Source organism: Aliihoeflea sp. PC F10.4, assembly GCF_054612275.1.
In genome coordinates this window covers 1,724,270-1,749,288 of the sequence record NZ_JBTSWH010000001.1, presented here as the reverse complement: position 1 = coordinate 1,749,288, position 25,019 = coordinate 1,724,270, and the positions used below count along the sequence as shown (strand labels likewise).

Sequence of the window (25,019 nt, the reverse complement as noted above, 5' to 3'; positions counted from 1 at the left end):
GAATCGTTATTCAATCAAATCGCGCCCCTCGAGGCGCGATTTGTGTTTTTGGTGCAACACTCTTTCAACTCGATACCTGTATACATGACCGGCTGAAAAGCTGTGCCCACTTCCGGCCATAAACCGGGCGCAGGTCGAAAGCATAAGCCGGTCCGCAGGGTTTCCGCCCGCGAACGGCACATAACAAGCGGCCCGCCCAGGGCTGCCGGGATCGAGATGGACGCCAAAGCGATTTCCAAGGCAAACCTGCCCAGCCGCCACGTCACCGTGGGCCCGGCGCGTGCGCCTCATCGCTCCTATCTTTATGCCATGGGCCTGTCGGCCGAAGAGATCGCCCAGCCACTGGTCGGCGTCGCGTCCTGCTGGAACGAGGCCGCGCCCTGCAACATTTCGCTGATGCGGCAGGCGCAGGTGGTGAAAAAGGGCGTCGCTTCGGCAAACGGCACACCGCGCGAGTTCTGCACCATCACCGTGACGGACGGCATCGCGATGGGCCATCAGGGCATGAAGGCCTCGCTCGTTTCGCGCGACGTGATCGCCGACAGTGTCGAACTGACGATGCGCGGCCATTGCTATGACGCGCTTGTCGGTCTTGCCGGCTGCGACAAGTCGCTGCCGGGCATGATGATGGCCATGGTGCGCCTCAACGTGCCGTCGATCTTCATTTACGGCGGTTCGATCCTGCCGGGTTCCTGGCGCGGTCGCCAGATCACGGTTCAGGATGTGTTCGAGGCTGTCGGCCAGCACTCGGTCGGCACGATTTCCGACGAGAATCTGCTGGAAGTCGAGCAGGCCGCGTGTCCGTCCGCCGGTTCCTGCGGCGCGCAGTTCACGGCCAACACGATGGCGACGGTCGCCGAGGCGATCGGCCTTGCGCTGCCCTATTCCTGCGGCGCGCCCGCGCCATACGAGATGCGCGATCGGTTCAACTACGCCTCCGGCGAAAAGATCATGGAACTGGTCGCGAAGAACATTCGCCCGCGCGATATCGTCACCTTGAAGGCGCTGGAAAACGCGGCAGCCGTAGTCTCGGCCACGGGCGGGTCGACGAATGCGGCCCTGCATCTGCCCGCGATCGCGCATGAGGTCGGCATCGAGTTCGACCTCTTCGACGTCGCCCGCATCTTCGAGAAGACGCCTTACATCGCCGACCTTAAACCGGGCGGAAAATATGTCGCCAAGGACATGTTCGAGGCCGGCGGCATCCCACTTCTCATGAAGACCATGCTTGAGCACGGCTACCTCCACGGCGACTGCCTGACGGTGACTGGCCGTACTGTTGCCGAAAATATGGAGAATGTTCGCTGGAACGACGAGCAGGACGTCGTCCGCCCGGCAAACCGGCCGATCACGGTCACTGGCGGCGTCGTTGGCCTCAACGGCAATCTGGCGCCCGAAGGAGCGATCGTGAAGGTGGCTGGCATGAAGAACCTCAAATTCACCGGACCCGCGCGCTGCTTCGATTCCGAAGAAGAGTGCTTTGAGGCAGTGACCGCGCGCGGCTACCGCGAGGGCGAAGTGCTCGTCATCCGTTACGAGGGGCCGAAAGGCGGGCCAGGCATGCGCGAGATGCTGTCGACCACGGCCGCGCTCTACGGGCAGGGCATGGGTGACAAGGTCGCCTTGATCACCGATGGCCGGTTTTCCGGCGCGACGCGCGGGTTCTGCATCGGCCATGTCGGGCCGGAGGCGGCAGTCGGCGGCCCGATCGGCCTTTTGCGCGACGGCGACATGATCACCATCGACGCGACCGTCGGCGACATGTCGGTCGATCTGTCCGAAGAAGACCTCGAAGAACGCCGCAAGGCATGGAAACCGCGCACGACGGATTACCAGTCGGGCGCAATCTGGAAATATGCCCAGACGGTGGGTTCGGCGCTGAACGGCGCCGTGACTCATCCCGGCGGGGCCAAAGAAGCGCATTGCTATGCGGACATCTGATCTTTGCAGGGCAGGTCTGGTGGTTTGTTCCCTCGCGGGCGGCGTGTTCGCGAGCGCATCTGCCGCGCATGCGCTGGACGACCAGATGGCGCAGGCCGAGAGCGGCGAAAAGCGCAGCCCCTGGGCCGTTTTCCGCTTCGGCTTTTCGGCTTACAAGGCCGGTGACAAGGATGAGGCCGTCGAAGCCTATCGCTATGCGGCCGAAAACGGCCAGATCGGTGCGAGCTGGAAGCTGGCGACGATGTATGCGCAGGGCGACGGCGTCACGCAGAACGACTACGAGGCGTTTCGTTTCTATCAGGCGATCGTGCAGCAGGAAGTCGAACCGGGCGGCCCGGACGATTCTTACGTCGCTGACGCGCTGGTCGCGGTTGCAGGCTATCTGCGGCGCGGCATTCCAGGTTCGCCAGTCGCGGCCAACCCGATGGCCGCGCAGGAATATTACATGCGTGCGGCAGCGTCCTATCGCCATCCCGACGCGCAATACGAGATCGGCCGCATGTTCCTCGGCGGCGAAGGCTTCAAAGCCAATGTCCAGCAGGCGGCGCGCTGGCTGCAGCTTGCGGCCGAGAAGGGCCATGTCGGAGCCGAAGCCACGCTCGGCGATTTGTTGTTCCGCAGCGGCCGCGTCGTGCGCGGTCTGGCCATGATGACGGCGGCGCTTCATCGCGCCTCGCCCTCCGATCAGGGCTGGATTCGTAACATGCAGGAAGAGGCGTTCGCGCTCGCGCCGGAAGCTGACCGGCGCACGGCCATCGCGCTTGCCGAAGATATTCTGGCACAAGGCGCCAACTGATCCTATCTGAATGCAATCCAATGGGGGGCGCGGTGTTCTGCCGCTGCGACCGGCGGGCAATAAAACTCTTGTGTTTTTGCCCCGCACTCGTTATCGCCCCCGCATCTTTTAACCGAACCGCATACAAGGCGCCCAAGGGAAGACTGACTATGGCGAAGGGTAAATTTGAGCGTAACAAGCCGCATGTGAACATTGGCACGATTGGCCATGTTGACCATGGCAAGACGTCGCTGACGGCTGCGATCACGAAGTACTTCGGTGAGTTCCGCGCGTATGACCAGATCGACGCGGCTCCGGAAGAAAAGGCGCGCGGCATCACGATTTCGACGGCGCATGTCGAGTACGAGACGGAAAACCGTCACTATGCACACGTCGACTGCCCCGGCCACGCCGACTATGTGAAGAACATGATCACGGGTGCCGCGCAGATGGACGGCGCGATCCTGGTGTGTTCGGCCGCTGACGGCCCGATGCCGCAGACGCGTGAGCACATCCTGCTCGCCCGTCAGGTCGGTGTGCCGGCTGTCGTGGTGTTCCTGAACAAGGTCGATCAGGTCGACGACGCCGAGCTTCTCGAACTGGTCGAGCTGGAAGTGCGCGAGCTTCTGTCGATGTACGACTTCCCGGGCGACGACATTCCGATCGTCAAGGGTTCGGCGCTGGCCGCTCTTGAAGATTCGAACAAGGAAATCGGCGAGGACGCGATCCGCAAGCTGATGGCCGAAGTCGACGCCTACATCCCGACGCCTGAGCGTCCGATCGACCAGCCGTTCCTGATGCCGATCGAAGACGTGTTCTCGATCTCGGGCCGTGGCACGGTCGTGACCGGCCGCGTCGAGCGCGGCATCGTCAAGGTTGGCGAGGAAGTCGAGATCGTCGGCATCCGCGACACCAAGAAGACGACGGTTACGGGCGTCGAGATGTTCCGCAAGCTTCTGGACCAGGGCCAGGCCGGCGACAACATCGGCGCGCTGATCCGCGGTGTGGATCGTGAGGGCGTCGAGCGCGGTCAGGTTCTGTGCAAGCCGGGTTCGGTGAAGCCGCACAAGAAGTTCGTTGCCGAAGCCTACATCCTGACGAAGGAAGAAGGTGGCCGTCATACGCCGTTCTTCACGAACTACCGTCCGCAGTTCTACTTCCGCACGACGGACGTGACGGGCATCGTGACGCTGCCGGAAGGCACGGAGATGGTTATGCCGGGCGACAACATCACGGTCGACGTGGAACTGATCGTTCCGATCGCGATGGAAGAGAAGCTGCGCTTCGCCATCCGCGAAGGCGGCCGCACCGTCGGCGCCGGCATCGTCGCTTCGATTACCGAGTAATCGAACGTCGAGGCCGAAAGCTACCGACGCAATAAAATGGGCAAAGGGCGCAAGCGCTTTGCCTGCGGCGCCGGTATCGTCGCTTCGATTACCGGAGTAATCGAGCGTCGCGACTCACTTTGATAACGGGCGGCCTTCGGGTCGCCCGATTTCGTTTCGGCAAGCGCATTGAGGTGACGTTGCGTTGCCCGAATCGTCCAGCGTAAAATGCAGGGATTGGTGCATCGAATGCTTGAAATGCGCCGGCACTTGTGGGAGAAGCCACGCACCTGAAGGGGTATAGCTCAGTTGGTAGAGCGGCGGTCTCCAAAACCGCAGGTCGCGGGTTCAAGCCCTGCTGCCCCTGCCAGTTTCCCACTACATTGTGTAACAAAGCGCTTGCATCATCGTGCATTCGCCTCTATCTACGCCCGACGAACACGCGGTGCGTGGAGCCGGAAAACGGCTTTACGCGCCTGAATTGCATGGACGAAGCACTTTCATCGATTCGTTTCGCGGTTCCGAAGTTGGCCGGCGCACGGGGGCGGCGGCCTGACTGTTCGATATAATGGGACGGCGCTGGGGGCTTTCTCCATGTGCTGGACCGCAAAAGAAAATGAGCGGCAGATGGCGTCCAAGACAACCAACCCATTCACCTTCCTGCAACAGGTTCGGACGGAAACGTCCAAGGTGACGTGGCCGACGCGGCGCGAGACCTTGATCTCGACCGTCATGGTTTTGGTTTTTGCGGCTCTTGCTGCCGTCTTCTTTTTCGCCGCCGACCAGCTCATGGCGTGGGGTATCGAACTGATCCTCGGGATCGCTCGCTGACCTGCCAATACGGAGAGCCATTAGAATGACTGCGCGGTGGTACATCGTCCACGCTTACTCGAACTTCGAAAAGAAGGTCGCCGAGGATATCGAGCACAAGGCCAAGCAAAAGGGCCTGTCGGATAAGATCGAGCAAATCGTCGTTCCGACCGAAAAGGTCGTCGAAATCCGCCGTGGCAAGAAGGTCGATGCCGAGCGTAAGTTCTTCCCCGGTTATGTCCTGATGAAGGCGAACCTGACGGACGCTGTCATCAGCCTCGTGAAGAATACGCCGCGCGTGACGGGTTTCCTTGGTGAAGATCGCACGACGGCCAAGCCGGTCCCGATCTCCGAAGCCGAGGCGAACCGCATCCTGCATCAGGTGCAGGAAGGCGTCGAGCGTCCGAAGCCGTCGGTCACTTTCGAGATCGGCGAGGCCGTTCGCGTTTCGGATGGTCCGTTCGCATCGTTCAACGGAACGGTGCAGGAAGTGGAAGAGGAGCGTTCGCGCCTCAAGGTGGAAGTTTCGATCTTCGGGCGTGCTGTGCCCGTCGATCTCGAATTCGGTCAGGTCGAGAAGGTCTGATCGGAGCCGGATCGCCAAAAGCGGTCCGTCGCAGGTGGAAGGTGAGGCGGCCTGGCCGGCTGTCGAAATCCGTACCACCGATCTGCAAGAACCGCCGGTATTGGCCGGCAGCTGTAAAACGAAGGCAGACGAGTAATGGCTAAGAAAATTGCAGGCCAGCTCAAGCTTCAGGTTCCCGCCGGGTCCGCGACTCCGTCGCCCCCGATCGGTCCTGCGCTTGGTCAGCGTGGCATCAACATCATGGAATTCTGCAAGGCGTTCAACGCGCAGAGCCAGGAGATGGAGAAGGGTTCGCCCATCCCCGTCGTGATCACCTATTATCAGGACAAATCCTTCACCTTCGCGATGAAGACGCCGCCGGTGTCCTACTTCCTGAAGAAGGCGATCAACCTGAAGTCGGGCTCCAAGGAGCCGGGCAAGTCGGTTGCCGGCAAGATTTCGCGCGACAAGGTCCGTGAGATCGCCGAAGCCAAGATGAAGGATCTCAACGCCAACGACGTTGAGGCTGCAATGCGCATGGTCGAGGGCTCCGCCCGTTCCATGGGCCTGGAAGTGGTGGGCTGATCATGGCGACGAAAGCAGCAAAGCGTATCACCAAGGCGCGTGAAGGCGTCGACGTGGACAAGCAGTACGGCCTTTCGGAAGCTATTTCGCTCCTCAAGGACCGCGCAACCGCCAAGTTTGACGAGACGATCGAGATCGCAATGAATCTCGGCGTCGATCCGCGCCACGCTGACCAGATGGTCCGCGGCGTCGTCAACCTGCCGAACGGCACGGGCCGCGACGTTCGCGTCGCCGTCTTCGCGCGTGGCGACAAGGCTGAGGAAGCCAAGGCTGCCGGTGCCGACATCGTTGGCGCGGAAGATTTGGTCGAGACGGTGCAGAAGGGCGAAATCGATTTCGACCGCTGCATCGCGACGCCGGACATGATGCCGCTCGTCGGTCGTCTCGGTAAGGTGCTCGGCCCGCGCGGCATGATGCCGAACCCGAAGGTCGGCACGGTTACGCCGGACGTCGCCGCAGCCGTCAAGGCTTCGAAGGGCGGTGCCGTCGAGTTCCGCGTCGAGAAGGCGGGTATCGTTCACGCCGGCGTCGGCAAGGCTTCGTTCGACGCCAAGGCGCTCGAAGAAAACGTCCGCGCATTCGCCGATGCGGTCATCAAGGCCAAGCCGACGGGTGCCAAGGGCAACTACGTCAAGAAGGTCGCGCTGTCCTCGACCATGGGCCCGGGCGTCAAGCTCGACCCGTCGTCCGTGACGGCGCCCGCAGCTTAACAAGCGCGGATTTTGAAGAATTCCGGGCCTCACGGGGCCCGGATATCCGGGGAGAAATCCCTGGAAATCCTGTCCGAGATTGCAGGCGGCTTGTTCTTTTGAAGAAGCCTTAATTCTTAAGGGTCTGCATGAGACGGGTGAGAGGCTTTTTGGCGGGTTGATCCCGCAAGAAAGGTTCGAACCGTGTGTGCCTTTTGTCTGTCAAGCCGGCTTCGCCGGTCTGGAGAAAAGGGGGCAGGATCCTCGAACGTCGTTCGGGCGATCCTTTTAAGGAAAGCCCGTGCGGCAAAGGCAACCCGATAGTCGTCGCAAGACGGCTGTCAATTGGAGATAGGCAGTGGAAAGAGCGGAAAAACGCGAATTCGTCACAGGCCTGAACGATGTGTTTGCAAGCACGGGTTCAGTCGTTGTGGCCCACTACGCCGGCCTCACCGTCGCGCAGATGAACGATCTTCGTTCCAAGATGCGCGAAGCTGGCGGCACGGTAAAGGTCGCGAAGAACCGTCTTGCCAAGATCGCTCTTCAGGGTACGCCGTCCGAAGAAATTCAGGTGCTGTTCAAGGGACAGACCCTGATTGCGTATTCGGACGATCCGGTTGTGGCCCCCAAGGTCGCGTCCGACTTCGCCAAGACGAATGACAAGCTTGTCATCATCGGCGGAGCCATGGGCGAGACCGCACTCGACGCCGACAAGGTGAAGGCTCTTGCCTCGCTTCCGTCGCTCGACGAGCTCCGGGCCAAGATTGTCGGTATGGTTCAGACCCCGGCAACCCGGATTGCACAGGTCGTCAACGCACCGGCGGGTCAGCTCGCCCGGGTGTTCGGCGCCTACGCCCGGAAGGACGAGAACGCCTAAGGCTGTTCTTCGCTGTCAAAATACCAACACACATTCGAACTTTTATAAGGAACTGAAAAAATGGCTGATCTCGCAAAGATCGTTGAAGACCTGTCGAGCCTGACCGTCCTCGAGGCGGCTGAGCTTTCGAAGATGCTCGAAGAGAAGTGGGGCGTTTCCGCCGCTGCTCCGGTTGCCGTCGCGGCTGCCGGTGGCGCTGCTGGTGGTGCCGCCGCCGCAGAGGAAGAGAAGACCGAGTTCGACGTTGTTCTCACCGACGCCGGTGCCAACAAGATCAACGTCATCAAGGAAGTCCGTGCGATCACGGGTCTCGGCCTCAAGGAAGCCAAGGACCTCGTCGAAGGCGCTCCGAAGCCCGTCAAGGAAGGCGTGTCGAAGGACGAGGCCGGCAAGGTCAAGGAACAGCTCGAAAAGGCAGGCGCCAAGGTCGAGCTCAAGTAAGCCCTTTGGGTTTTCGGCGGGCGGCTTCATGTCGCCCGCTGGTCCCACTGGGAAAAGCGGATGTGAAAAACCTCTTTCCTGTGGGCCGGAAACGGCTTTCAGGAAACGGGTTTTTACCCGTTTTGACGGTTAGGCCGCGTTAACGCGCGGCAGATGATTGGCAGAGTTAGCCAAAAGGCAGCAAGGAGCGACGATGGCCCAGACCCAGACGTTCAATGGTCGCAGGCGCGTACGCAAGTTCTTCGGAAACATTCCGGAAGTTGCGGAGATGCCGAACCTGATCGAGGTTCAAAAGGCATCCTATGATCAGTTCCTCATGGTGAAGGAGCCCAAGGGCGGGCGTCCGGAAGAGGGACTTCAGGCGGTTTTCAAGTCGGTGTTCCCGATCCAGGATTTTGCCGGAACGGCGATGCTGGAATTCGTCAAGTATGAGTTCGAAGCACCCAAGTTCGACGTGGACGAGTGCCGGCAGCGCGACCTGACCTTCGCAGCGCCGCTCAAGGTCACGCTTCGTCTGATCGTGTTCGATATCGACGAGGATACGGGTTCGAAGTCGATCAAGGACATCAAGGAGCAGGACGTCTACATGGGCGATATGCCCCTGATGACGTCGAACGGCACCTTCATCGTCAACGGTACCGAGCGCGTTATCGTCTCGCAGATGCACCGTTCGCCGGGCGTCTTCTTCGATCACGACAAGGGCAAGTCGCATTCGTCGGGCAAGCTCCTGTTCGCCGCGCGCGTCATTCCCTATCGTGGCTCGTGGCTCGACATCGAGTTCGATTCCAAGGACGTCGTGCATGCGCGCATCGACCGTCGCCGCAAGATTCCGGCGACGTCGCTCTTGATGGCGCTCGGCATGGACGGCGAGGAAATCCTCTCGACCTTCTACAACAAGATCATTTTCGAGAATGCGGGCGACCACTGGCGCATTCCGTTCTCGGCCGAGCGTTTCCGCGGCATGAAGGCCGTCACTGATCTTGTCGACGCTGACACCGGTGAAGTCGTCGTCGAGGCCGGCAAGAAGATCACGGCGCGTCAGGCCAAGCAGCTCACCGAGAAGGGCCTGAAATATCTCAAGGCCACGGAAGACGATCTCGTCGGCAACTATCTGGCCGAGGACATCGTCAACCCGGAGACGGGCGAGATCTATCTCGAAGCCGGCGACGAGCTGGAATTGACGGTCGACGCCAAGTCGGGCGAGCGCAAGGGCAATCTGATCGAGCTGTTGAAGCTCGGCCATGACGAGATCAGCGTTCTCGACATCGATCACGTCAATGTCGGCGCGTATATCCGCAACACGCTCGCGGTCGACAAGAACGAGAGCCGCCAGGACGCGCTGTTCGACATCTACCGCGTCATGCGTCCGGGCGAGCCGCCGACAATCGACACCGCCGAGGCGATGTTCAATTCGCTGTTCTTCGATGCGGAGCGCTACGATCTTTCGGCCGTCGGCCGCGTCAAGATGAACATGCGTCTGGAACTCGACGCCGAGGATACCGTGCGCGTTCTGCGCAAGGACGACATCCTCGCTGTTGTCAAGACGCTCGTCGAACTGCGCGACGGCAAGGGCGAGATCGACGACATCGACAATCTCGGCAACCGCCGTGTGCGTTCGGTCGGCGAACTGATGGAGAACCAGTACCGCGTCGGCCTGCTTCGCATGGAGCGCGCGATCAAGGAGCGTATGTCCTCGATCGAGATCGACACGGTGATGCCGCAGGACCTGATCAACGCCAAGCCGGCTGCCGCCGCAGTGCGCGAGTTCTTCGGTTCCTCGCAGCTTTCGCAGTTCATGGATCAGACGAACCCGCTGTCGGAAATCACGCATAAGCGTCGTCTTTCGGCGCTTGGACCCGGCGGTCTGACGCGTGAGCGCGCCGGCTTTGAAGTTCGCGACGTTCACCCGACGCATTACGGCCGCATCTGCCCGATCGAGACGCCGGAAGGCCCGAATATCGGTCTGATCAATTCGCTCGCGACTTTTGCCCGCGTGAACAAGTACGGCTTCATCGAAAGCCCGTACCGCAAGATCATCGACGGCAAGGTCAGCCAGGACGTCGTCTATCTGTCGGCGATGGAAGAAGCCAAGCACTACGTCGCTCAGGCGAACGCCGAACTCGACGCCAGTGGCCAGTTCACGGAAGAATTCGTGATCTGCCGTCATGCCGGCGAGGTGATGATGGCCCCGCGTGAAAACGTGGATCTGATGGACGTGTCGCCGAAGCAGCTCGTTTCGGTCGCCGCGGCTCTCATCCCGTTCCTGGAAAACGACGACGCCAACCGCGCTCTGATGGGCTCGAACATGCAACGTCAGGCCGTGCCGCTGGTGCGCGCCGAAGCGCCATTCGTCGGCACCGGCATGGAGCCGATTGTCGCACGTGACTCGGGCGCTGCCATCGGCGCACGCCGTGGCGGCATCGTCGATCAGGTCGACGCGACGCGTATCGTTATCCGCGCGACGGAAGATCTCGATCCGGGCAAGTCCGGCGTCGATATCTACCGCCTGATGAAGTTCCAGCGTTCGAACCAGAACACCTGCATCAACCAGCGTCCGCTGGTGAAGGTCGGTGATCCGGTGAACAAGGGCGACATCCTCGCGGACGGTCCTTCGACCGATCTGGGCGATCTGGCGCTCGGCCGCAACGTGCTCGTCGCGTTCATGCCGTGGAACGGCTACAACTACGAGGATTCGATCCTTCTTTCCGAGCGCATCGTCGCCGATGACATCTTCACCTCGATCCATATCGAGGAGTTCGAGGTCATGGCGCGTGATACCAAGCTTGGGCCGGAGGAAATCACGCGCGACATTCCGAACGTCTCGGAAGAAGCGCTGAAGAACCTCGACGAAGCCGGCATCACCTATATCGGCGCGGAAGTGCAGCCAGGCGACATCCTTGTCGGCAAGATCACGCCGAAGGGCGAAAGCCCGATGACGCCGGAGGAAAAGCTCCTGCGCGCCATCTTCGGTGAAAAGGCGTCCGACGTTCGTGACACGTCCATGCGCATGCCACCCGGCGCCTACGGCACGGTCGTCGAAGTGCGCGTCTTCAACCGTCACGGCGTGGAGAAGGACGAGCGCGCGATGGCGATCGAGCGCGAGGAGATCGAGCGTCTGGCCAAGGACCGCGACGACGAGCAGGCGATTCTGGATCGCAACGTCTATTCGCGTCTTGCTGACCTTCTGGAAAATCAGGAAGTCATCGCCGGACCGAAGGGCTTCAAGAAGGGCGGCGCGCTCGCGCGTTCGACCCTGACGGATTACCCGCGCTCGCAGTGGTGGCAGTTCGCGCTTGGCGACGAGAAGCTTCAGGGCGAACTCGAAGCGCTTCGCGGCCAGTACGACGACTCCAAAAAGGCGCTCGAGCAGCGCTTCATGGATAAGGTCGAAAAGGTGCAGCGCGGCGACGAGATGCCGCCCGGCGTCATGAAGATGGTCAAGGTCTTCGTTGCCGTAAAGCGCAAGATGCAGCCCGGCGACAAGATGGCCGGCCGTCATGGCAACAAGGGTGTCGTGTCGCGGATTCTGCCTGCGGAAGACATGCCGTTCCTCGAGGACGGCACGCATGCCGACATCGTGCTCAATCCGTTGGGCGTGCCGTCGCGCATGAATGTCGGGCAGATTCTCGAAACGCACCTTGGCTGGGCCTGTGCGGGCATGGGTCGCAAGATCGGTGAACTCATCGAGGCGTATAACGCTGACGGCAATATCAAGCCGCTGCGTGCCACGATCGAGGACATCATTCCGGCGAACGACCGCAACGAGCCGGTTCGCGACTATGACGACGATTCCGTCCTGCGTCTGGCTGACCAGATGAAGCACGGTGTCACGATCGCGACGCCGGTCTTCGACGGTGCCAACGAGGCCGACATCAACGAACTGCTGACGCAGGCGGGTCTTCATACGAGCGGTCAGTCGACCGTCTATGACGGACGCACGGGCGAGCCGTTCGACCGCAAGGTGACGATGGGCTACATCTACATGCTCAAGCTGCACCACCTGGTCGACGACAAGATCCACGCGCGTTCGATCGGACCTTACTCGCTCGTTACCCAGCAGCCGCTGGGCGGCAAGGCGCAGTTCGGTGGCCAGCGCTTCGGCGAGATGGAGGTCTGGGCGCTGGAAGCATACGGCGCGGCTTACACGCTACAGGAGATGCTGACGGTGAAGTCGGATGACGTCGCCGGCCGTACCAAGGTCTACGAAGCCATCGTTCGCGGCGACGACACGTTCGAGGCGGGCATTCCTGAGAGCTTCAACGTTCTCGTCAAGGAAATGCGTTCGCTTGGCCTCAATGTCGAGCTGGAGAACACGCAGGCGGAAAACGAGCAGCAGCAGCTGCCAGACGCCGCAGAGTAAAACCGAGGGCAGGGCGCCGCTTGTCGGCGGCGCCCGTCCTGCCGGAACGGTCCGGCGAATGTCCGCTAGAATTCAGACGCGCGACGAAGCCCCAGCGTCGCGTCCGTCCAGGAAAGGGACCACGGGTCCCGTAAGGAGAACGGCATGAACCAAGAGGTCATGAATCTTTTCAACCCTCAGGCGCCGGCACAGAATTTCGATTCGATCCGGATTTCGCTGGCCAGCCCGGACAAGATTCTCTCCTGGTCGTACGGCGAGATCAAGAAGCCGGAAACCATCAACTATCGTACGTTCAAGCCCGAGCGTGACGGCCTGTTCTGCGCGCGCATCTTCGGTCCCATCAAGGATTATGAGTGCCTGTGCGGCAAGTACAAGCGCATGAAGTACAAGGGCGTCATCTGCGAGAAGTGCGGCGTCGAGGTCACGCTGTCGCGCGTGCGCCGCGAGCGCATGGGCCACATCGAGCTTGCTGCCCCCGTCGCGCATATCTGGTTCCTGAAGTCGCTGCCGAGCCGCATCGGCACGCTTCTCGACATGACGCTGAAGGACATCGAGCGCGTTCTCTATTTCGAGAACTACATCGTCACCGAGCCGGGCCTGACCGCGCTGAAGGAGCATCAGCTTCTCAGCGAGGAAGACTACATGCTGGCCGTTGACGAATATGGCGAGGATTCGTTCACCGCCATGATCGGCGCGGAAGCGATCCACGATCTTCTCGCAGGCATGGATCTGGAGAAGATCGCGGGCGATCTGCGTTCCGAGCTCGCCACGACCACGTCCGAACTGAAGCAGAAGAAGCTTCTGAAGCGGCTTAAGGTCGTCGAGAACTTCATGGAGTCGGGCAATCGTCCCGAGTGGATGATCATGAAGATCGTCCCGGTCATCCCGCCGGACCTGCGTCCGCTGGTGCCGCTGGACGGCGGCCGCTTCGCGACCTCGGACCTGAACGATCTTTACCGCCGCGTCATCAACCGTAACAACCGCCTGAAGCGGCTGATCGAGTTGCGCGCACCGGGCATCATCATCCGCAACGAGAAGCGCATGCTTCAGGAAGCGGTCGATGCGCTGTTCGACAACGGCCGTCGCGGCCGCGTCATCACGGGCGCCAACAAGCGCCCGCTGAAGTCGCTCTCCGACATGCTCAAGGGCAAGCAGGGCCGGTTCCGTCAGAACCTGCTCGGCAAGCGCGTCGACTATTCGGGCCGCTCGGTCATCGTGACGGGTCCGGAACTCAAGCTGCACCAGTGCGGCCTGCCGAAGAAGATGGCGCTCGAACTCTTCAAGCCCTTCATCTATGCCCGCCTCGACGCCAAGGGTTACTCCTCGACCGTCAAGCAGGCGAAGAAGCTGGTCGAGAAGGAGCGTCCGGAAGTCTGGGACATCCTCGACGAGGTCATTCGCGAGCACCCGGTTCTCCTGAACCGCGCGCCGACGCTTCACCGTCTTGGTATTCAGGCATTCGAACCCATCCTGATCGAGGGTAAGGCGATCCAGCTTCACCCGCTCGTCTGCACGGCCTTCAACGCCGACTTCGATGGCGACCAGATGGCCGTTCACGTGCCGCTTTCGCTGGAAGCCCAGCTGGAAGCGCGCGTGCTCATGATGTCGACGAACAACATCCTGCATCCGGCGTCCGGCGCACCGATCATCGTGCCGTCGCAGGACATGGTGCTTGGCCTTTATTACCTGTCGATCGTCAACGAGAACGAGCCGGGCGAGGGCATGGTGTTTGCCGACATGGGCGAACTCCAGCATGCGCTCGAGACCAAGTCGGTCACGCTGCATGCCAAGATCAAGGGTCGTTTCAAGACGGTCGATGCCGAAGGCAAGCCCGTTTCGAAGATCTACGACACCACGCCGGGCCGTATGCTCATCGGCGAATTGCTGCCGAAGAACGTCAATGTGCCGTTCGAGACCTGCAATCAGGAGATGACCAAGAAGAACATCTCCAAGATGATCGACACCGTCTACCGCCACTGCGGTCAAAAAGAGACGGTCATCTTCTGCGATCGCATCATGGCTCTCGGCTTCGCCCGCGCCTGCATGGCCGGCATTTCGTTCGGCAAGGACGACATGGTCATTCCGGACACCAAGGCCAAGCTGGTCGCGGATACCGAAGCGCTCGCGAAGGAATACGAGCAGCAGTACAATGACGGCCTGATCACGCAGGGCGAGAAGTACAATAAGGTCGTCGACGCCTGGGCCAAGTGCTCGGAAAAGGTCGCCGACGAGATGATGGGCCGCATCAAGGCGGTCGAGTTCGGCGACGACAAGCGTCAAAAGCCGATGAACTCGATCTACATGATGTCGCATTCGGGTGCCCGTGGTTCGCCGACGCAGATGCGTCAGCTTGCCGGCATGCGCGGCCTGATGGCCAAGCCCTCGGGCGAGATCATCGAGACGCCGATCATCTCGAACTTCAAGGAAGGTCTGACCGTTCTGGAGTACTTCAACTCCACCCACGGTGCCCGTAAGGGCCTGGCCGACACCGCCTTGAAGACGGCGAACTCGGGCTACCTGACGCGTCGTCTCGTCGATGTGGCGCAGGACTGCATCGTCAACGCGGTCGATTGCGGCACCGACAAGGGCCTGACCATGCAGCCGATCGTGGATGCGGGACAGGTCGTGGCTTCGCTCGGCCAGCGTATCCTCGGCCGTACGTCGCTCGACGACATCGTGCACCCGGTTTCGGGTGACGTCATCGTCAAGGCGGGCACGCTCGTCGACGAACGCGATGTCGACGCCGTCGAAAAGGCAGGTATTCAGTCCGTGCGCATCCGCTCGGCTCTGACCTGCGACGTTCGCACCGGCGTCTGCGCGGTCTGCTATGGCCGTGACCTTGCACGCGGTACGCCCGTCAACCAGGGTGAGGCTGTCGGCGTCATCGCGGCACAGTCGATCGGCGAGCCGGGAACGCAGCTCACCATGCGTACCTTCCACATGGGCGGTACGGCACAGGTGGTCGATAGCTCGTTCCTTGAAGCGTCGTACGAAGGCACGGTGAAGATCCGCAACCGCAACGTGGTGCGCAACTCGGACGGCCATCTGGTCGTCATGGGCCGCAACATGGCGGTCGTCATCGCCGACGAGGCGGGCAAGGAACGCGCAGTTCACCGCGTAACCTACGGCTCGCGCATTTTCGTCGACGAGGGCGATGCGGTGAAGCGTGGCCAGCGTATCGCCGAATGGGACCCGTATACCCGTCCGATCCTCACCGAAGTCGGCGGCAAGGTCGTCTTCGAAGATCTGGTCGACGGTATTTCGGTTCAGGAAACGGCCGACGAGTCGACCGGCATCACCAAGCGTGAGGTCATCGACTGGCGTTCGACGCCGCGCGGTACGGACCTGAAGCCGGCCATCACGGTGATGGACGAAAAGGGCAAGGTGTTGAAGCTGTCGAAGGGTGGCGATGCACGCTTCCTGCTGTCGGTCGAGGCGATCCTGTCGGTCGAGCCGGATGCCAAGGTCAATCCGGGCGACGTGATCGCGCGTGTTCCGATGGAAAGCGCCAAGACGAAGGACATCACCGGCGGTCTGCCGCGTGTTGCCGAGCTCTTCGAGGCGCGTCGTCCGAAGGACCACGCCATCATCGCCGAGATCGACGGTACGGTGAAGTTCGGTCGCGACTATAAGAACAAGCGCCGCATCGTCATCGAACCGCATGATGAGCAGGTGGAGCCGGTCGAATACCTGATCCCGAAGGGCAAGCCATTCCACCTCCAGGAAGGCGACACCATCGAGAAGGGCGACTACATCCTCGACGGCAACCCGGCCCCGCATGACATCCTTGCGATCAAGGGCGTCGAGGCGCTGGCTTCCTACCTCGTCAACGAGATCCAGGAGGTCTACCGTCTGCAGGGCGTCGTGATCAACGACAAGCACATCGAGGTGATCGTTCGCCAGATGCTGCAGAAGGTCGAGATCACGGAGCAGGGCGACTCGCAGTACATTCCGGGCGATCACGTCGACTCGATCGAGCTCGACGAGATCAACGACCGCCTGATCGAGGAAGGCAAGAAGCCGGCTGCCGGCGAGCCCGTGCTGCTCGGCATCACCAAGGCTTCGCTCCAGACGCCGTCCTTCATCTCGGCCGCCTCCTTCCAGGAGACGACCCGCGTGCTCACCGAGGCGGCGGTTGCCGGCAAGATCGACACGCTGCAGGGCCTGAAGGAAAACGTCATCGTCGGCCGTCTCATCCCCGCCGGTACCGGCGGCCAGATGAGCCAGATCCGTCGCATCGCATCGGCGCGCGACGATCTGATCCTCGACGAGCGCCGCAAGACTTCGGGAGCCGAAACGGCAAGCCCGATGCTCGCGGACATGACGAACGACGCGGCCGAATAAGGCTCGCTCACAAAAGCGAAAAGGCCGCCGGAGAAATCCGGCGGCCTTTTTTATGTCGGGCAGGCGAGGGCGGTTTCGGCCCCTGAACGTCGCCCGCCATTCCTACATCGTGACGATGGCGATCTCGCCCTCCATAGCGCCTTGCCAGGCCGACATATGCGGCTCTTCGTCCGGCATGCCTTCCAGTTCGCCGATCTGGTCGAGTTCGGCGCGCCCGTAGCCTTCGCGCTTCAACGCTTCGAGCGTCATGCGCACGGCCGTATCGTCATCGGGCGCGCGCAGAAGCACGTTGATTCTTTCGGGCGCGGACGATTCGCTGCGCCAGACCTGCCCCACAATGATGATGACTCGGGGTTCTTCGTTGTCGTTCATGATGATCTCGATCTGTCTTTTGAGCGATTCCATACGGCATGGTCCATCAGGTTCGCAAGGTGCTGCAGACATCGGGAATTATCGTCCGTCAACGCGGCATTTGGCGACACAAAATTACGAGCCCGAGTGCGCAACGCGCGCAACGCCTGAAATTGGTGGCTTGAGGGTTGACGATTGCCCGCCGTGGGGTTAGAAGCCGCCTCGTCTGAGCCGATGTGAGACTTTCCTTTTCGAAGCGACGCGCTTTGGAGTTTGTCTCAAACAGGGTTCGTTCTACGAGCGACGACACATTTCCGGCCTGCACGAAGCAGCAATGCTTCCTCTGCGTTTGTTGGGCGAAACCGTCAAGGCGGTGTTTTGCCCGAATTCGTGCATGGAACATGCTGCCGCCGGGCGCCCTGACGGGCTTGAGACACGAGTTTGAGAGAAAGAGGAAGGTTTTAATGCCTACCGTCAACCAGTTGATCCGCAAGCCGCGCATTGCGCCGGTGAAGCGAAACAAGGTTCCGGCCATGCAGGCCAACCCACAGAAGCGCGGCGTTTGCACGCGCGTCTACACGACGACGCCGAAGAAGCCGAACTCGGCTCTGCGTAAGGTCGCAAAGATTCGTCTCGTCAATGGTTTCGAAGTGATCGGCTACATCCCGGGCGAAGGTCACAACCTTCAGGAGCACTCGGTGGTCATGATCCGCGGCGGCCGCGTGAAGGATCTTCCGGGCGTTCGCTACCACATCATCCGCGGCGTGCTGGATACCCAGGGCGTCAAGAACCGCAAGCAGCGTCGTTCGAAGTACGGCGCCAAGCGTCCGAAGTAAGGTTTTCCGGCCGGGCGGGTCATGCCGCCGGCTGCTGATCGTGAAAGACGAGAAATATGTCCAGACGCCACCGTGCAGAAAAGCGTGAGATCAACCCGGATCCGAAATTCGGCGACCTGATCATCACCAAGTTCATGAACGCCGTCATGTTCGACGGTAAGAAGTCGGCTGCCGAGCGCATCGTCTACGGTGCTCTGGAGCAGCTCGAGTCGAAGACCAAGCAGGAGCCGGTCGGCGTGTTCCACACTGCGCTCGACAACGTCGCGCCGCACGTCGAGGTCCGCTCGCGCCGCGTTGGTGGTGCTACGTATCAGGTTCCGGTCGACGTTCGCCCCGAGCGCCGTCAGGCTCTGGCGATCCGCTGGCTGATCACGGCTGCCCGCAACCGCAACGAGACCACCATGATCGATCGCCTGTCCGGCGAACTCATGGATGCCTCGAACAATCGCGGCACGGCAGTCAAGAAGCGTGAAGATACGCACAAGATGGCCGAAGCCAACCGCGCCTTCGCGCACTACCGCTGGTAATTCCGGCGATCTGGGAAAGGCACAATCATGGCCCGCGATTATAAGATCGAAGACTACCGTAATTTCGGTATCATGGCGCATATCGACGCCGGCAAGACGACGACGACCGAGCGCATCCTGTTCTACACGGGTAAGTCGCACAAGATCGGCGAAGTCCACGACGGTGCCGCCACCATGGACTGGATGGAGCAGGAGCAGGAGCGTGGCATCACGATCACCTCCGCTGCGACGACTACGTTCTGGGAAGGCCGCGACGGCAAGAAGCGCCGCTTCAACATCATCGACACGCCCGGCCACGTCGACTTCACGATTGAAGTCGAGCGTTCGCTGCGCGTTCTCGACGGTGCGATTGCGCTCCTCGACGCCAACGCAGGCGTCGAGCCGCAAACCGAGACTGTCTGGCGTCAGGCCGACAAGTATCATGTCCCGCGCATGATCTTCTGCAACAAGATGGACAAGATCGGCGCGGACTTCTACCGCTCGGTCGAGATGGTCAAGAGCCGTCTCGGCGCGACGCCGGTCGTCGTTCAGCTTCCGATCGGCGCCGAGAACGATTTCGCAGGCGTCGTCGATCTGATCGAGATGAACGCCCTGGTCTGGAAGTCCGAGAACCTCGGCGCGGAGTGGGACGTCGTCGAAATTCCGGACGATCTTAAAGAGCGTGCGGCCGAGTTCCGCGAGCAGATGATCGAGACGGCCGTCGAAATGGACGAGGGCGCTCTGGAGCGTTATCTCGAAGGCGTCATGCCGTCCAACGACGAGCTTCGCGCGCTGATCCGCAAGGGCACGATCGAAGTCAAGTTCTTCCCGATGTTCTGCGGCTCGGCCTTCAAGAACAAGGGCGTGCAGCCGCTGCTTCACGGCGTCGTCGACTTCCTGCCTTCGCCGGTCGAAGTTCCGGCCATCAAGGGCATCGATCCGAAGACGGAAGCCGAAATCGCTCGTCAGTCCTCGGACGAAGAGCCGCTTTCGATGCTGGCGTTCAAGATCATGAACGATCCCTTCGTCGGCTCGCTCACCTTCTGCCGCATCTATTCCGGCGTTCTCAAGAAGGGCGTTTCGCTCGAGAACACCGTTAAGGAGAAGAAGGAGCGCATCGGTCGCATGCTTCAGATGCACTCGAACTCGCGTTCGGACATCGAAGAGGCATTTGCTGGCGACATCGTCGCGCTTGCCGGTCTCAAGGACACGACGACGGGCGACACGCTTTGCGATCCGTTGAAGCCGGTCATTCTTGAGCGTATGGAATTCCCCGATCCGGTCATCCAGATCGCGATCGAGCCGAAGACCAAGGGCGACCAGGAAAAGATGGGCCTCGCGCTCAACCGCCTTGCTGCCGAAGATCCTTCGTTCCGCGTCAAGACGGACGAAGAGTCGGGTCAGACGATCATCGCCGGCATGGGCGAGCTTCACCTCGACATTCTCGTCGATCGCATGAAGCGCGAGTTCAAGGTCGAAGCAAACGTTGGCGCGCCGCAGGTTGCCTACCGCGAGACGATCACGCGTGTTGCCGAAGTCGACTACACGCACAAGAAGCAGACCGGCGGTACGGGCCAGTTCGCCCGCGTCAAGCTGGTCTTCGAGCCGAACCCGGACAGCGAAGAGTTCGTCTTCGAGTCCAAGATCGTCGGCGGTGCTGTTCCGAAGGAATACATTCCGGGCGTCCAGAAGGGCATCCAGAGCGTTCTTTCGTCCGGTCCGGTCGCGGGCTTCCCGATGCTCGGCGTCAAGGCGACGCTGATGGACGGCGCCTTCCACGACGTCGACTCCTCGGTGCTGGCGTTCGAAATCGCGTCCCGTGCGGCTTTCCGTGAAGGCGCGCAGAAGGCTGGTGCACAGCTTCTTGAGCCGATCATGAAGGTCGAGGTCGTGACGCCGGAAGATTACGTCGGCTCGGTCATCGGCGATCTGAACGGCCGTCGTGGCCAGATTCAGGGACAGGAAGCACGCGGCGTTGCGGTTGTCATCAATGCGATGGTGCCGCTGGCCAACATGTTCAAATACGTCGATACGCTGCGTTCGATGTCGCAGGGCCGCGCCCAGTACACGATGCAGTTCGACCATTACGAGCCGGTCCCGCAGGCCGTCGCTCAGGAAATCCAGAAGAAATACGCGTAAGCGCCTGTCGGGCTTCGCATAAACGAACACAAAGCCTGACAAGGCCAACAAGGAATGGAGAATTCACATGGCGAAGGGTAAATTTGAGCGTAACAAGCCGCATGTGAACATTGGCACGATTGGCCATGTTGACCATGGCAAGACGTCGCTGACGGCTGCGATCACGAAGTACTTCGGTGAGTTCCGCGCGTATGACCAGATCGACGCGGCTCCGGAAGAAAAGGCGCGCGGCATCACGATTTCGACGGCGCATGTCGAGTACGAGACGGAAAACCGTCACTATGCACACGTCGACTGCCCCGGCCACGCCGACTATGTGAAGAACATGATCACGGGTGCCGCGCAGATGGACGGCGCGATCCTGGTGTGTTCGGCCGCTGACGGCCCGATGCCGCAGACGCGTGAGCACATCCTGCTCGCCCGTCAGGTCGGTGTGCCGGCTGTCGTGGTGTTCCTGAACAAGGTCGATCAGGTCGACGACGCCGAGCTTCTCGAACTGGTCGAGCTGGAAGTGCGCGAGCTTCTGTCGATGTACGACTTCCCGGGCGACGACATTCCGATCGTCAAGGGTTCGGCGCTGGCCGCTCTTGAAGATTCGAACAAGGAAATCGGCGAGGACGCGATCCGCAAGCTGATGGCCGAAGTCGACGCCTACATCCCGACGCCTGAGCGTCCGATCGACCAGCCGTTCCTGATGCCGATCGAAGACGTGTTCTCGATCTCGGGCCGTGGCACGGTCGTGACCGGCCGCGTCGAGCGCGGCATCGTCAAGGTTGGCGAGGAAGTCGAGATCGTCGGCATCCGCGACACCAAGAAGACGACGGTTACGGGCGTCGAGATGTTCCGCAAGCTTCTGGACCAGGGCCAGGCCGGCGACAACATCGGCGCGCTGATCCGCGGTGTGGATCGTGAGGGCGTCGAGCGCGGTCAGGTTCTGTGCAAGCCGGGTTCGGTGAAGCCGCACAAGAAGTTCGTTGCCGAAGCCTACATCCTGACGAAGGAAGAAGGTGGCCGTCATACGCCGTTCTTCACGAACTACCGTCCGCAGTTCTACTTCCGCACGACGGACGTGACGGGCATCGTGACGCTGCCGGAAGGCACGGAGATGGTTATGCCGGGCGACAACATCACGGTCGACGTGGAACTGATCGTTCCGATCGCGATGGAAGAGAAGCTGCGCTTCGCCATCCGCGAAGGCGGCCGCACCGTCGGCGCCGGCATCGTCGCAAGCATCACGGAATAACAGGAAAGCGGTCTGTCGCGGGCGCGGGAATGCCCCGCGCCGCGAAAGACTTGAAGGAAGAAACGCATGAACGGACAGAACATCCGCATCCGCCTCAAGGCGTTTGACCACCGTGTGCTGGATGCCTCGACGCGCGAAATCGTGTCGACCGCAAAACGCACCGGCGCGAACGTCCGTGGCCCCATTCCGCTGCCGACCCGTATCGAGAAGTTCACGGTCAACCGCTCGCCGCACATCGACAAGAAGAGCCGCGAGCAGTTCGAGATGCGCACGCATAAGCGTCTTCTCGACATCGTCGACCCGACCCCGCAGACGGTCGACGCGCTGATGAAGCTCGATCTTGCTGCCGGCGTCGACGTCGAGATCAAGCTCTAACGAGCAAAGACACGAACCGACCGGGCGAAAGCTCCTAAGGTTCCTCTGAAGGAAGAACGAGAAAATGCGTTCAGGTGTAATTGCACAGAAAGTCGGGATGACGCGCGTCTACAACGACGCAGGCGAGCATGTGCCGGTGACGGTTCTCCGCATGGAGAACTGCCAGGTCGTCGCCCAGCGTACCCAGGAAAAGAACGGCTACACGGCAGTGCAGCTCGGTGTCGGCCTTGCCAAGGTCAAGAACACGTCGAAGGCGATGCGCGGTCATTTCGCGACCGCCAGCGTCGAGCCGAAATCGCAGCTTGCCGAGTTCCGCGTCTCCGAAGACAACATGCTCGACATCGGTGCCGAAATCACCGCCGAGCATTTCGTGGCCGGCCAGAAGGTCGATGTCACGGGTACTTCGGTCGGCAAGGGTTTCCAGGGTGTCATGAAGCGCTACAACTTCGGTGGTGGCCGCGCGACGCACGGTAACTCGGTCTCGCACCGTTCGCACGGTTCGACCGGTCAGCGCCAGGATCCGGGCAAGGTCTTCAAGGGCAAGAAGATGGCCGGTCATATGGGTGCGACCCGCGTGACGACGCAGAACCTCGAAGTCGTTTCGACCGATCTCGACCGTGGTCTGATCCTGATCCGCGGCGCGGTTCCGGGCTCCAAGGGCGCCTGGATCGTCGTTCGCGACGCAGTCAAGTCGGCTCGGCCGGACAATGCGCCGATGCCGGCCGCGATCCGCGCCGCCGCCAAGAGCGAAGCCTCCAAGGGCGAAGATGCCCCGGCTGCCGAAGGAGCCGAATGATGGATCTGAAAATCACCACGCTCACCGGCGACGAGGCCGGCAAGCTGAAGCTCTCCGACGAGATCTTCGGTCTTGAGCCCCGCGAGGACATCCTGCAGCGCGTCGTGCGCTGGCAGCTTGCCAAGAAGCAGCAGGGCACGCACAAGGCCAAGGGCCGCGCGGAAATCGCGCGTACCGGTGCCAAGATGTACAAGCAGAAGGGTACGGGCCGCGCCCGTCACTCCTCGGCACGCGCTCCGCAGTTCCGCGGCGGTGGCAAGGCCCACGGCCCGGTCGCTCGCAGCCACGCTCACGACCTTCCCAAGAAGGTCCGTGCGCTCGGCCTGAAGCACGCTCTGTCGGCCAAGGCCAAGGCGTCCGACCTCATCGTCATCGACGATCTGGTCGCATCGGACGCCAAGACCAAGGCGATGGTCGCAAACTTCGCGAAGCTCGGTCTGACCAACGCGCTCGTCATCGGCGGCGCTGAGCTCGACCAGAACTTCAAGCGCGCCGCTGCAAACATCGCCAATATCGACGTGCTGCCGGTTCAGGGCATCAACGTCTACGACATCCTGCGTCGCGGCAAGCTGGTGCTTTCCAAGGCGGCTGTCGAAGCCCTCGAGGAGCGGTTCAAATGACGGATCTTCGCCATTATGACGTGATCGTCTCGCCGGCGATCACCGAGAAGTCGACAATGGCTTCCGAAAACAACCAGGTGGTCTTCAATGTCGCCCGCAAGGCGACGAAGCCCGAGATCAAGGCGGCCATCGAGGCGCTTTTCGGGGTCAAGGTCACCGGCGTCAACACGCTCGTCCGCAAGGGCAAGGTGAAGCGTTTCCGCGGCACCATCGGCCGCACGAGCGACGTCAAGAAGGCTGTCGTGACACTGGCTGACGGCCAGTCGATCGACGTCTCGACGGGCCTCTGAGCGACCGGAAGGACAGGAAAATGGCACTTAAGAAATTCAATCCGGTAACGCCAGGCACCCGCCAGTTGGTCATCGTCGACCGCTCGGGCCTCTTCAAGGGAAAGCCCGTCAAGGGTTTGACCGAGGGCCTGAAGTCGGCAGGCGGCCGCAACAACGCCGGTCGCGTCACTGCACGCTACCAGGGCGGCGGTCACAAGCGCACCTACCGCATCATCGACTTCAAGCGTCGCAAGTTCGACGTGTCGGCGACGGTTGAGCGCATCGAATACGACCCGAACCGCACCGCCTTCATCGCGCTCCTGAAGTACGAAGACGGCGAACTGGCATACATCCTGGCGCCGCAGCGTCTTGCCGTCGGCGACAAGGTGATCGCCGGTGAAAAGGCGATCGACGTGAAGCCGGGCAATGCGATGCCGCTGGGCTCGATGCCGGTCGGCACGATCGTCCACAATGTCGAGCTGAAGCCGGGCAAAGGTGGTCAGGTCGCACGTTCGGCCGGGTCCTACGCCCAACTCGTCGGTCGCGATCAGGGCATGGCGATCCTTCGTCTGAACTCGGGCGAGCAGCGCCTCGTCCATGGCTCGTGCATGGGAACTGTCGGTGCGGTTTCGAACCCGGACCACGGCAACATCAACCTGGGCAAGGCCGGTCGTTCGCGCTGGCTGGGCAAGCGTCCGCACGTTCGCGGTGTTGCCATGAACCCGGTCGATCACCCGCATGGTGGTGGTGAAGGACGCACGTCCGGTGGCCGTCATCCGGTCACGCCCTGGGGCAAGCCCACCAAGGGCAAGAAGACGCGGTCCAACAAGTCGACCGACAAGTTCATCATGCGCTCGCGCCATGCGCGCAAGAGCTAAGGAAAGGGTGTCAACGTGACCCGTTCAGTTTGGAAAGGCCCGTTCGTCGACGGCTATCTGCTCAAGAAGGCGGATAAGGTTCGCGAAGGCGGTCGTAACGAGGTGATCAAGATGTGGAGCCGTCGCTCCACCATCCTGCCGCAGTTCGTCGGCCTCACCTTCGGTGTTTACAACGGTCAGAAGCATATTCCGGTCAATGTGTCCGAGGATATGGTCGGCCAGAAATTCGGTGAGTTTTCGCCCACCCGTACCTACTACGGCCACGGCGCGGACAAGAAGGCAAAGAGGAAGTAA

General features: G+C 61.4%; 22 protein-coding genes and 1 tRNA gene. 22 read left to right on the top strand and 1 reads right to left on the bottom strand.

Annotated features, from left to right (window positions below; all coding sequences use genetic code 11):
• The first annotated feature begins 216 nt into the window (after positions 1 to 216).
• From ilvD to rpoC, 12 genes are all read left to right on the top strand, one after another.
• Positions 217 to 1,941, top strand: coding sequence for a dihydroxy-acid dehydratase (gene ilvD, locus ACX82Z_RS08805; RefSeq protein ID WP_459587999.1), 1,725 nt, complete (start codon positions 217 to 219; stop codon positions 1,939 to 1,941).
• Positions 1,928 to 2,737 carry a tetratricopeptide repeat protein gene (locus ACX82Z_RS08800; protein WP_459587997.1) on the top strand — a complete coding sequence of 270 codons (810 nt, stop codon included), beginning with the start codon at positions 1,928 to 1,930 and terminating at the stop codon, positions 2,735 to 2,737. Before ilvD ends, ACX82Z_RS08800 begins: the two co-directional genes overlap by 14 nt.
• Before the next feature lie 149 nt (positions 2,738 to 2,886).
• On the top strand, positions 2,887 to 4,062 hold the full coding sequence (gene tuf, locus ACX82Z_RS08795) for an elongation factor Tu (RefSeq protein ID WP_459587982.1): 1,176 nt from the start codon (positions 2,887 to 2,889) through the stop codon (positions 4,060 to 4,062).
• Positions 4,063 to 4,335: 273 nt separating this feature from the next.
• A tRNA-Trp gene (locus tag ACX82Z_RS08790) sits at positions 4,336 to 4,411 on the top strand.
• A gap of 257 nt (positions 4,412 to 4,668) precedes the next feature.
• Positions 4,669 to 4,872 carry a preprotein translocase subunit SecE gene (secE, locus tag ACX82Z_RS08785; protein WP_459587996.1) on the top strand — a complete coding sequence of 68 codons (204 nt, stop codon included), beginning with the start codon at positions 4,669 to 4,671 and terminating at the stop codon, positions 4,870 to 4,872.
• A 25-nt stretch (positions 4,873 to 4,897) separates the two neighbouring features.
• Positions 4,898 to 5,437: a transcription termination/antitermination protein NusG gene (gene nusG / locus ACX82Z_RS08780; protein ID WP_252910734.1), complete on the top strand. Its 540-nt coding sequence runs from the start codon at positions 4,898 to 4,900 to the stop codon at positions 5,435 to 5,437.
• Positions 5,438 to 5,572: 135 nt separating this feature from the next.
• Entirely contained in the window at positions 5,573 to 6,001 is a 429-nt protein-coding gene (gene rplK, locus ACX82Z_RS08775) for a 50S ribosomal protein L11 (protein ID WP_459587994.1), read from the top strand.
• A 2-nt stretch (positions 6,002 to 6,003) separates the two neighbouring features.
• Positions 6,004 to 6,711, top strand: a complete 708-nt coding sequence (gene rplA, locus ACX82Z_RS08770; RefSeq protein ID WP_459587992.1) for a 50S ribosomal protein L1 — start codon at positions 6,004 to 6,006, stop codon at positions 6,709 to 6,711.
• Positions 6,712 to 7,048: 337 nt separating this feature from the next.
• The gene (rplJ, locus tag ACX82Z_RS08765; protein ID WP_459587991.1) at positions 7,049 to 7,567 is read left to right on the top strand and encodes a 50S ribosomal protein L10; all 519 of its coding nucleotides are present in this window, start codon (positions 7,049 to 7,051) and stop codon (positions 7,565 to 7,567) included.
• A gap of 60 nt (positions 7,568 to 7,627) precedes the next feature.
• Positions 7,628 to 8,008, top strand: coding sequence for a 50S ribosomal protein L7/L12 (gene rplL, locus ACX82Z_RS08760; RefSeq protein WP_252910739.1), 381 nt, complete (start codon positions 7,628 to 7,630; stop codon positions 8,006 to 8,008).
• Positions 8,009 to 8,201: 193 nt separating this feature from the next.
• Positions 8,202 to 12,368 (top strand): DNA-directed RNA polymerase subunit beta, encoded by a 4,167-nt coding sequence (gene rpoB / locus ACX82Z_RS08755; protein ID WP_459587989.1) that lies wholly within the window; start codon positions 8,202 to 8,204, stop codon positions 12,366 to 12,368.
• 144 nt (positions 12,369 to 12,512) lie between these two features.
• The gene (rpoC, locus tag ACX82Z_RS08750) at positions 12,513 to 16,712 is read left to right on the top strand and encodes a DNA-directed RNA polymerase subunit beta' (RefSeq protein ID WP_459587987.1); all 4,200 of its coding nucleotides are present in this window, start codon (positions 12,513 to 12,515) and stop codon (positions 16,710 to 16,712) included.
• Between the two features lie 102 nt (positions 16,713 to 16,814).
• On the opposite strand, the gene ACX82Z_RS08745 is transcribed toward rpoC, so the two are convergent.
• Positions 16,815 to 17,084, bottom strand: coding sequence for a transcriptional regulator (locus ACX82Z_RS08745; RefSeq protein ID WP_459587986.1), 270 nt, complete (start codon positions 17,082 to 17,084; stop codon positions 16,815 to 16,817).
• A gap of 443 nt (positions 17,085 to 17,527) precedes the next feature.
• Between ACX82Z_RS08745 and rpsL the strand changes: the two genes are divergently transcribed.
• The 10 genes from rpsL to rpsS all read left to right on the top strand — a co-directional run bounded on the left by rpsL (position 17,528) and on the right by rpsS (position 25,019).
• Complete coding sequence (rpsL, locus tag ACX82Z_RS08740; RefSeq protein ID WP_024585419.1) at positions 17,528 to 17,899, top strand: 30S ribosomal protein S12; 372 nt, start codon at positions 17,528 to 17,530, stop codon at positions 17,897 to 17,899.
• 56 nt (positions 17,900 to 17,955) lie between these two features.
• Entirely contained in the window at positions 17,956 to 18,426 is a 471-nt protein-coding gene (gene rpsG, locus ACX82Z_RS08735; protein WP_252910743.1) for a 30S ribosomal protein S7, read from the top strand.
• A gap of 27 nt (positions 18,427 to 18,453) precedes the next feature.
• Positions 18,454 to 20,544 carry an elongation factor G gene (gene fusA / locus ACX82Z_RS08730; RefSeq protein WP_459587984.1) on the top strand — a complete coding sequence of 697 codons (2,091 nt, stop codon included), beginning with the start codon at positions 18,454 to 18,456 and terminating at the stop codon, positions 20,542 to 20,544.
• Between the two features lie 67 nt (positions 20,545 to 20,611).
• Positions 20,612 to 21,787 carry an elongation factor Tu gene (tuf, locus tag ACX82Z_RS08725; protein WP_459587982.1) on the top strand — a complete coding sequence of 392 codons (1,176 nt, stop codon included), beginning with the start codon at positions 20,612 to 20,614 and terminating at the stop codon, positions 21,785 to 21,787.
• 66 nt (positions 21,788 to 21,853) lie between these two features.
• Positions 21,854 to 22,162, top strand: coding sequence for a 30S ribosomal protein S10 (rpsJ, locus tag ACX82Z_RS08720; protein ID WP_007066362.1), 309 nt, complete (start codon positions 21,854 to 21,856; stop codon positions 22,160 to 22,162).
• 64 nt (positions 22,163 to 22,226) lie between these two features.
• Positions 22,227 to 22,958, top strand: a complete 732-nt coding sequence (rplC, locus tag ACX82Z_RS08715; protein ID WP_459587980.1) for a 50S ribosomal protein L3 — start codon at positions 22,227 to 22,229, stop codon at positions 22,956 to 22,958.
• Positions 22,958 to 23,578, top strand: coding sequence for a 50S ribosomal protein L4 (gene rplD, locus ACX82Z_RS08710; protein WP_459587978.1), 621 nt, complete (start codon positions 22,958 to 22,960; stop codon positions 23,576 to 23,578). Before rplC ends, rplD begins: the two co-directional genes overlap by 1 nt.
• Positions 23,575 to 23,868 (top strand): 50S ribosomal protein L23, encoded by a 294-nt coding sequence (locus ACX82Z_RS08705; protein WP_459587976.1) that lies wholly within the window; start codon positions 23,575 to 23,577, stop codon positions 23,866 to 23,868. The genes rplD and ACX82Z_RS08705 overlap by 4 nt, the downstream gene beginning before the upstream one ends.
• A gap of 20 nt (positions 23,869 to 23,888) precedes the next feature.
• Positions 23,889 to 24,725 (top strand): 50S ribosomal protein L2, encoded by an 837-nt coding sequence (gene rplB, locus ACX82Z_RS08700; RefSeq protein ID WP_459587974.1) that lies wholly within the window; start codon positions 23,889 to 23,891, stop codon positions 24,723 to 24,725.
• Between the two features lie 15 nt (positions 24,726 to 24,740).
• Positions 24,741 to 25,019: a 30S ribosomal protein S19 gene (rpsS, locus tag ACX82Z_RS08695; protein ID WP_459587973.1), complete on the top strand. Its 279-nt coding sequence runs from the start codon at positions 24,741 to 24,743 to the stop codon at positions 25,017 to 25,019.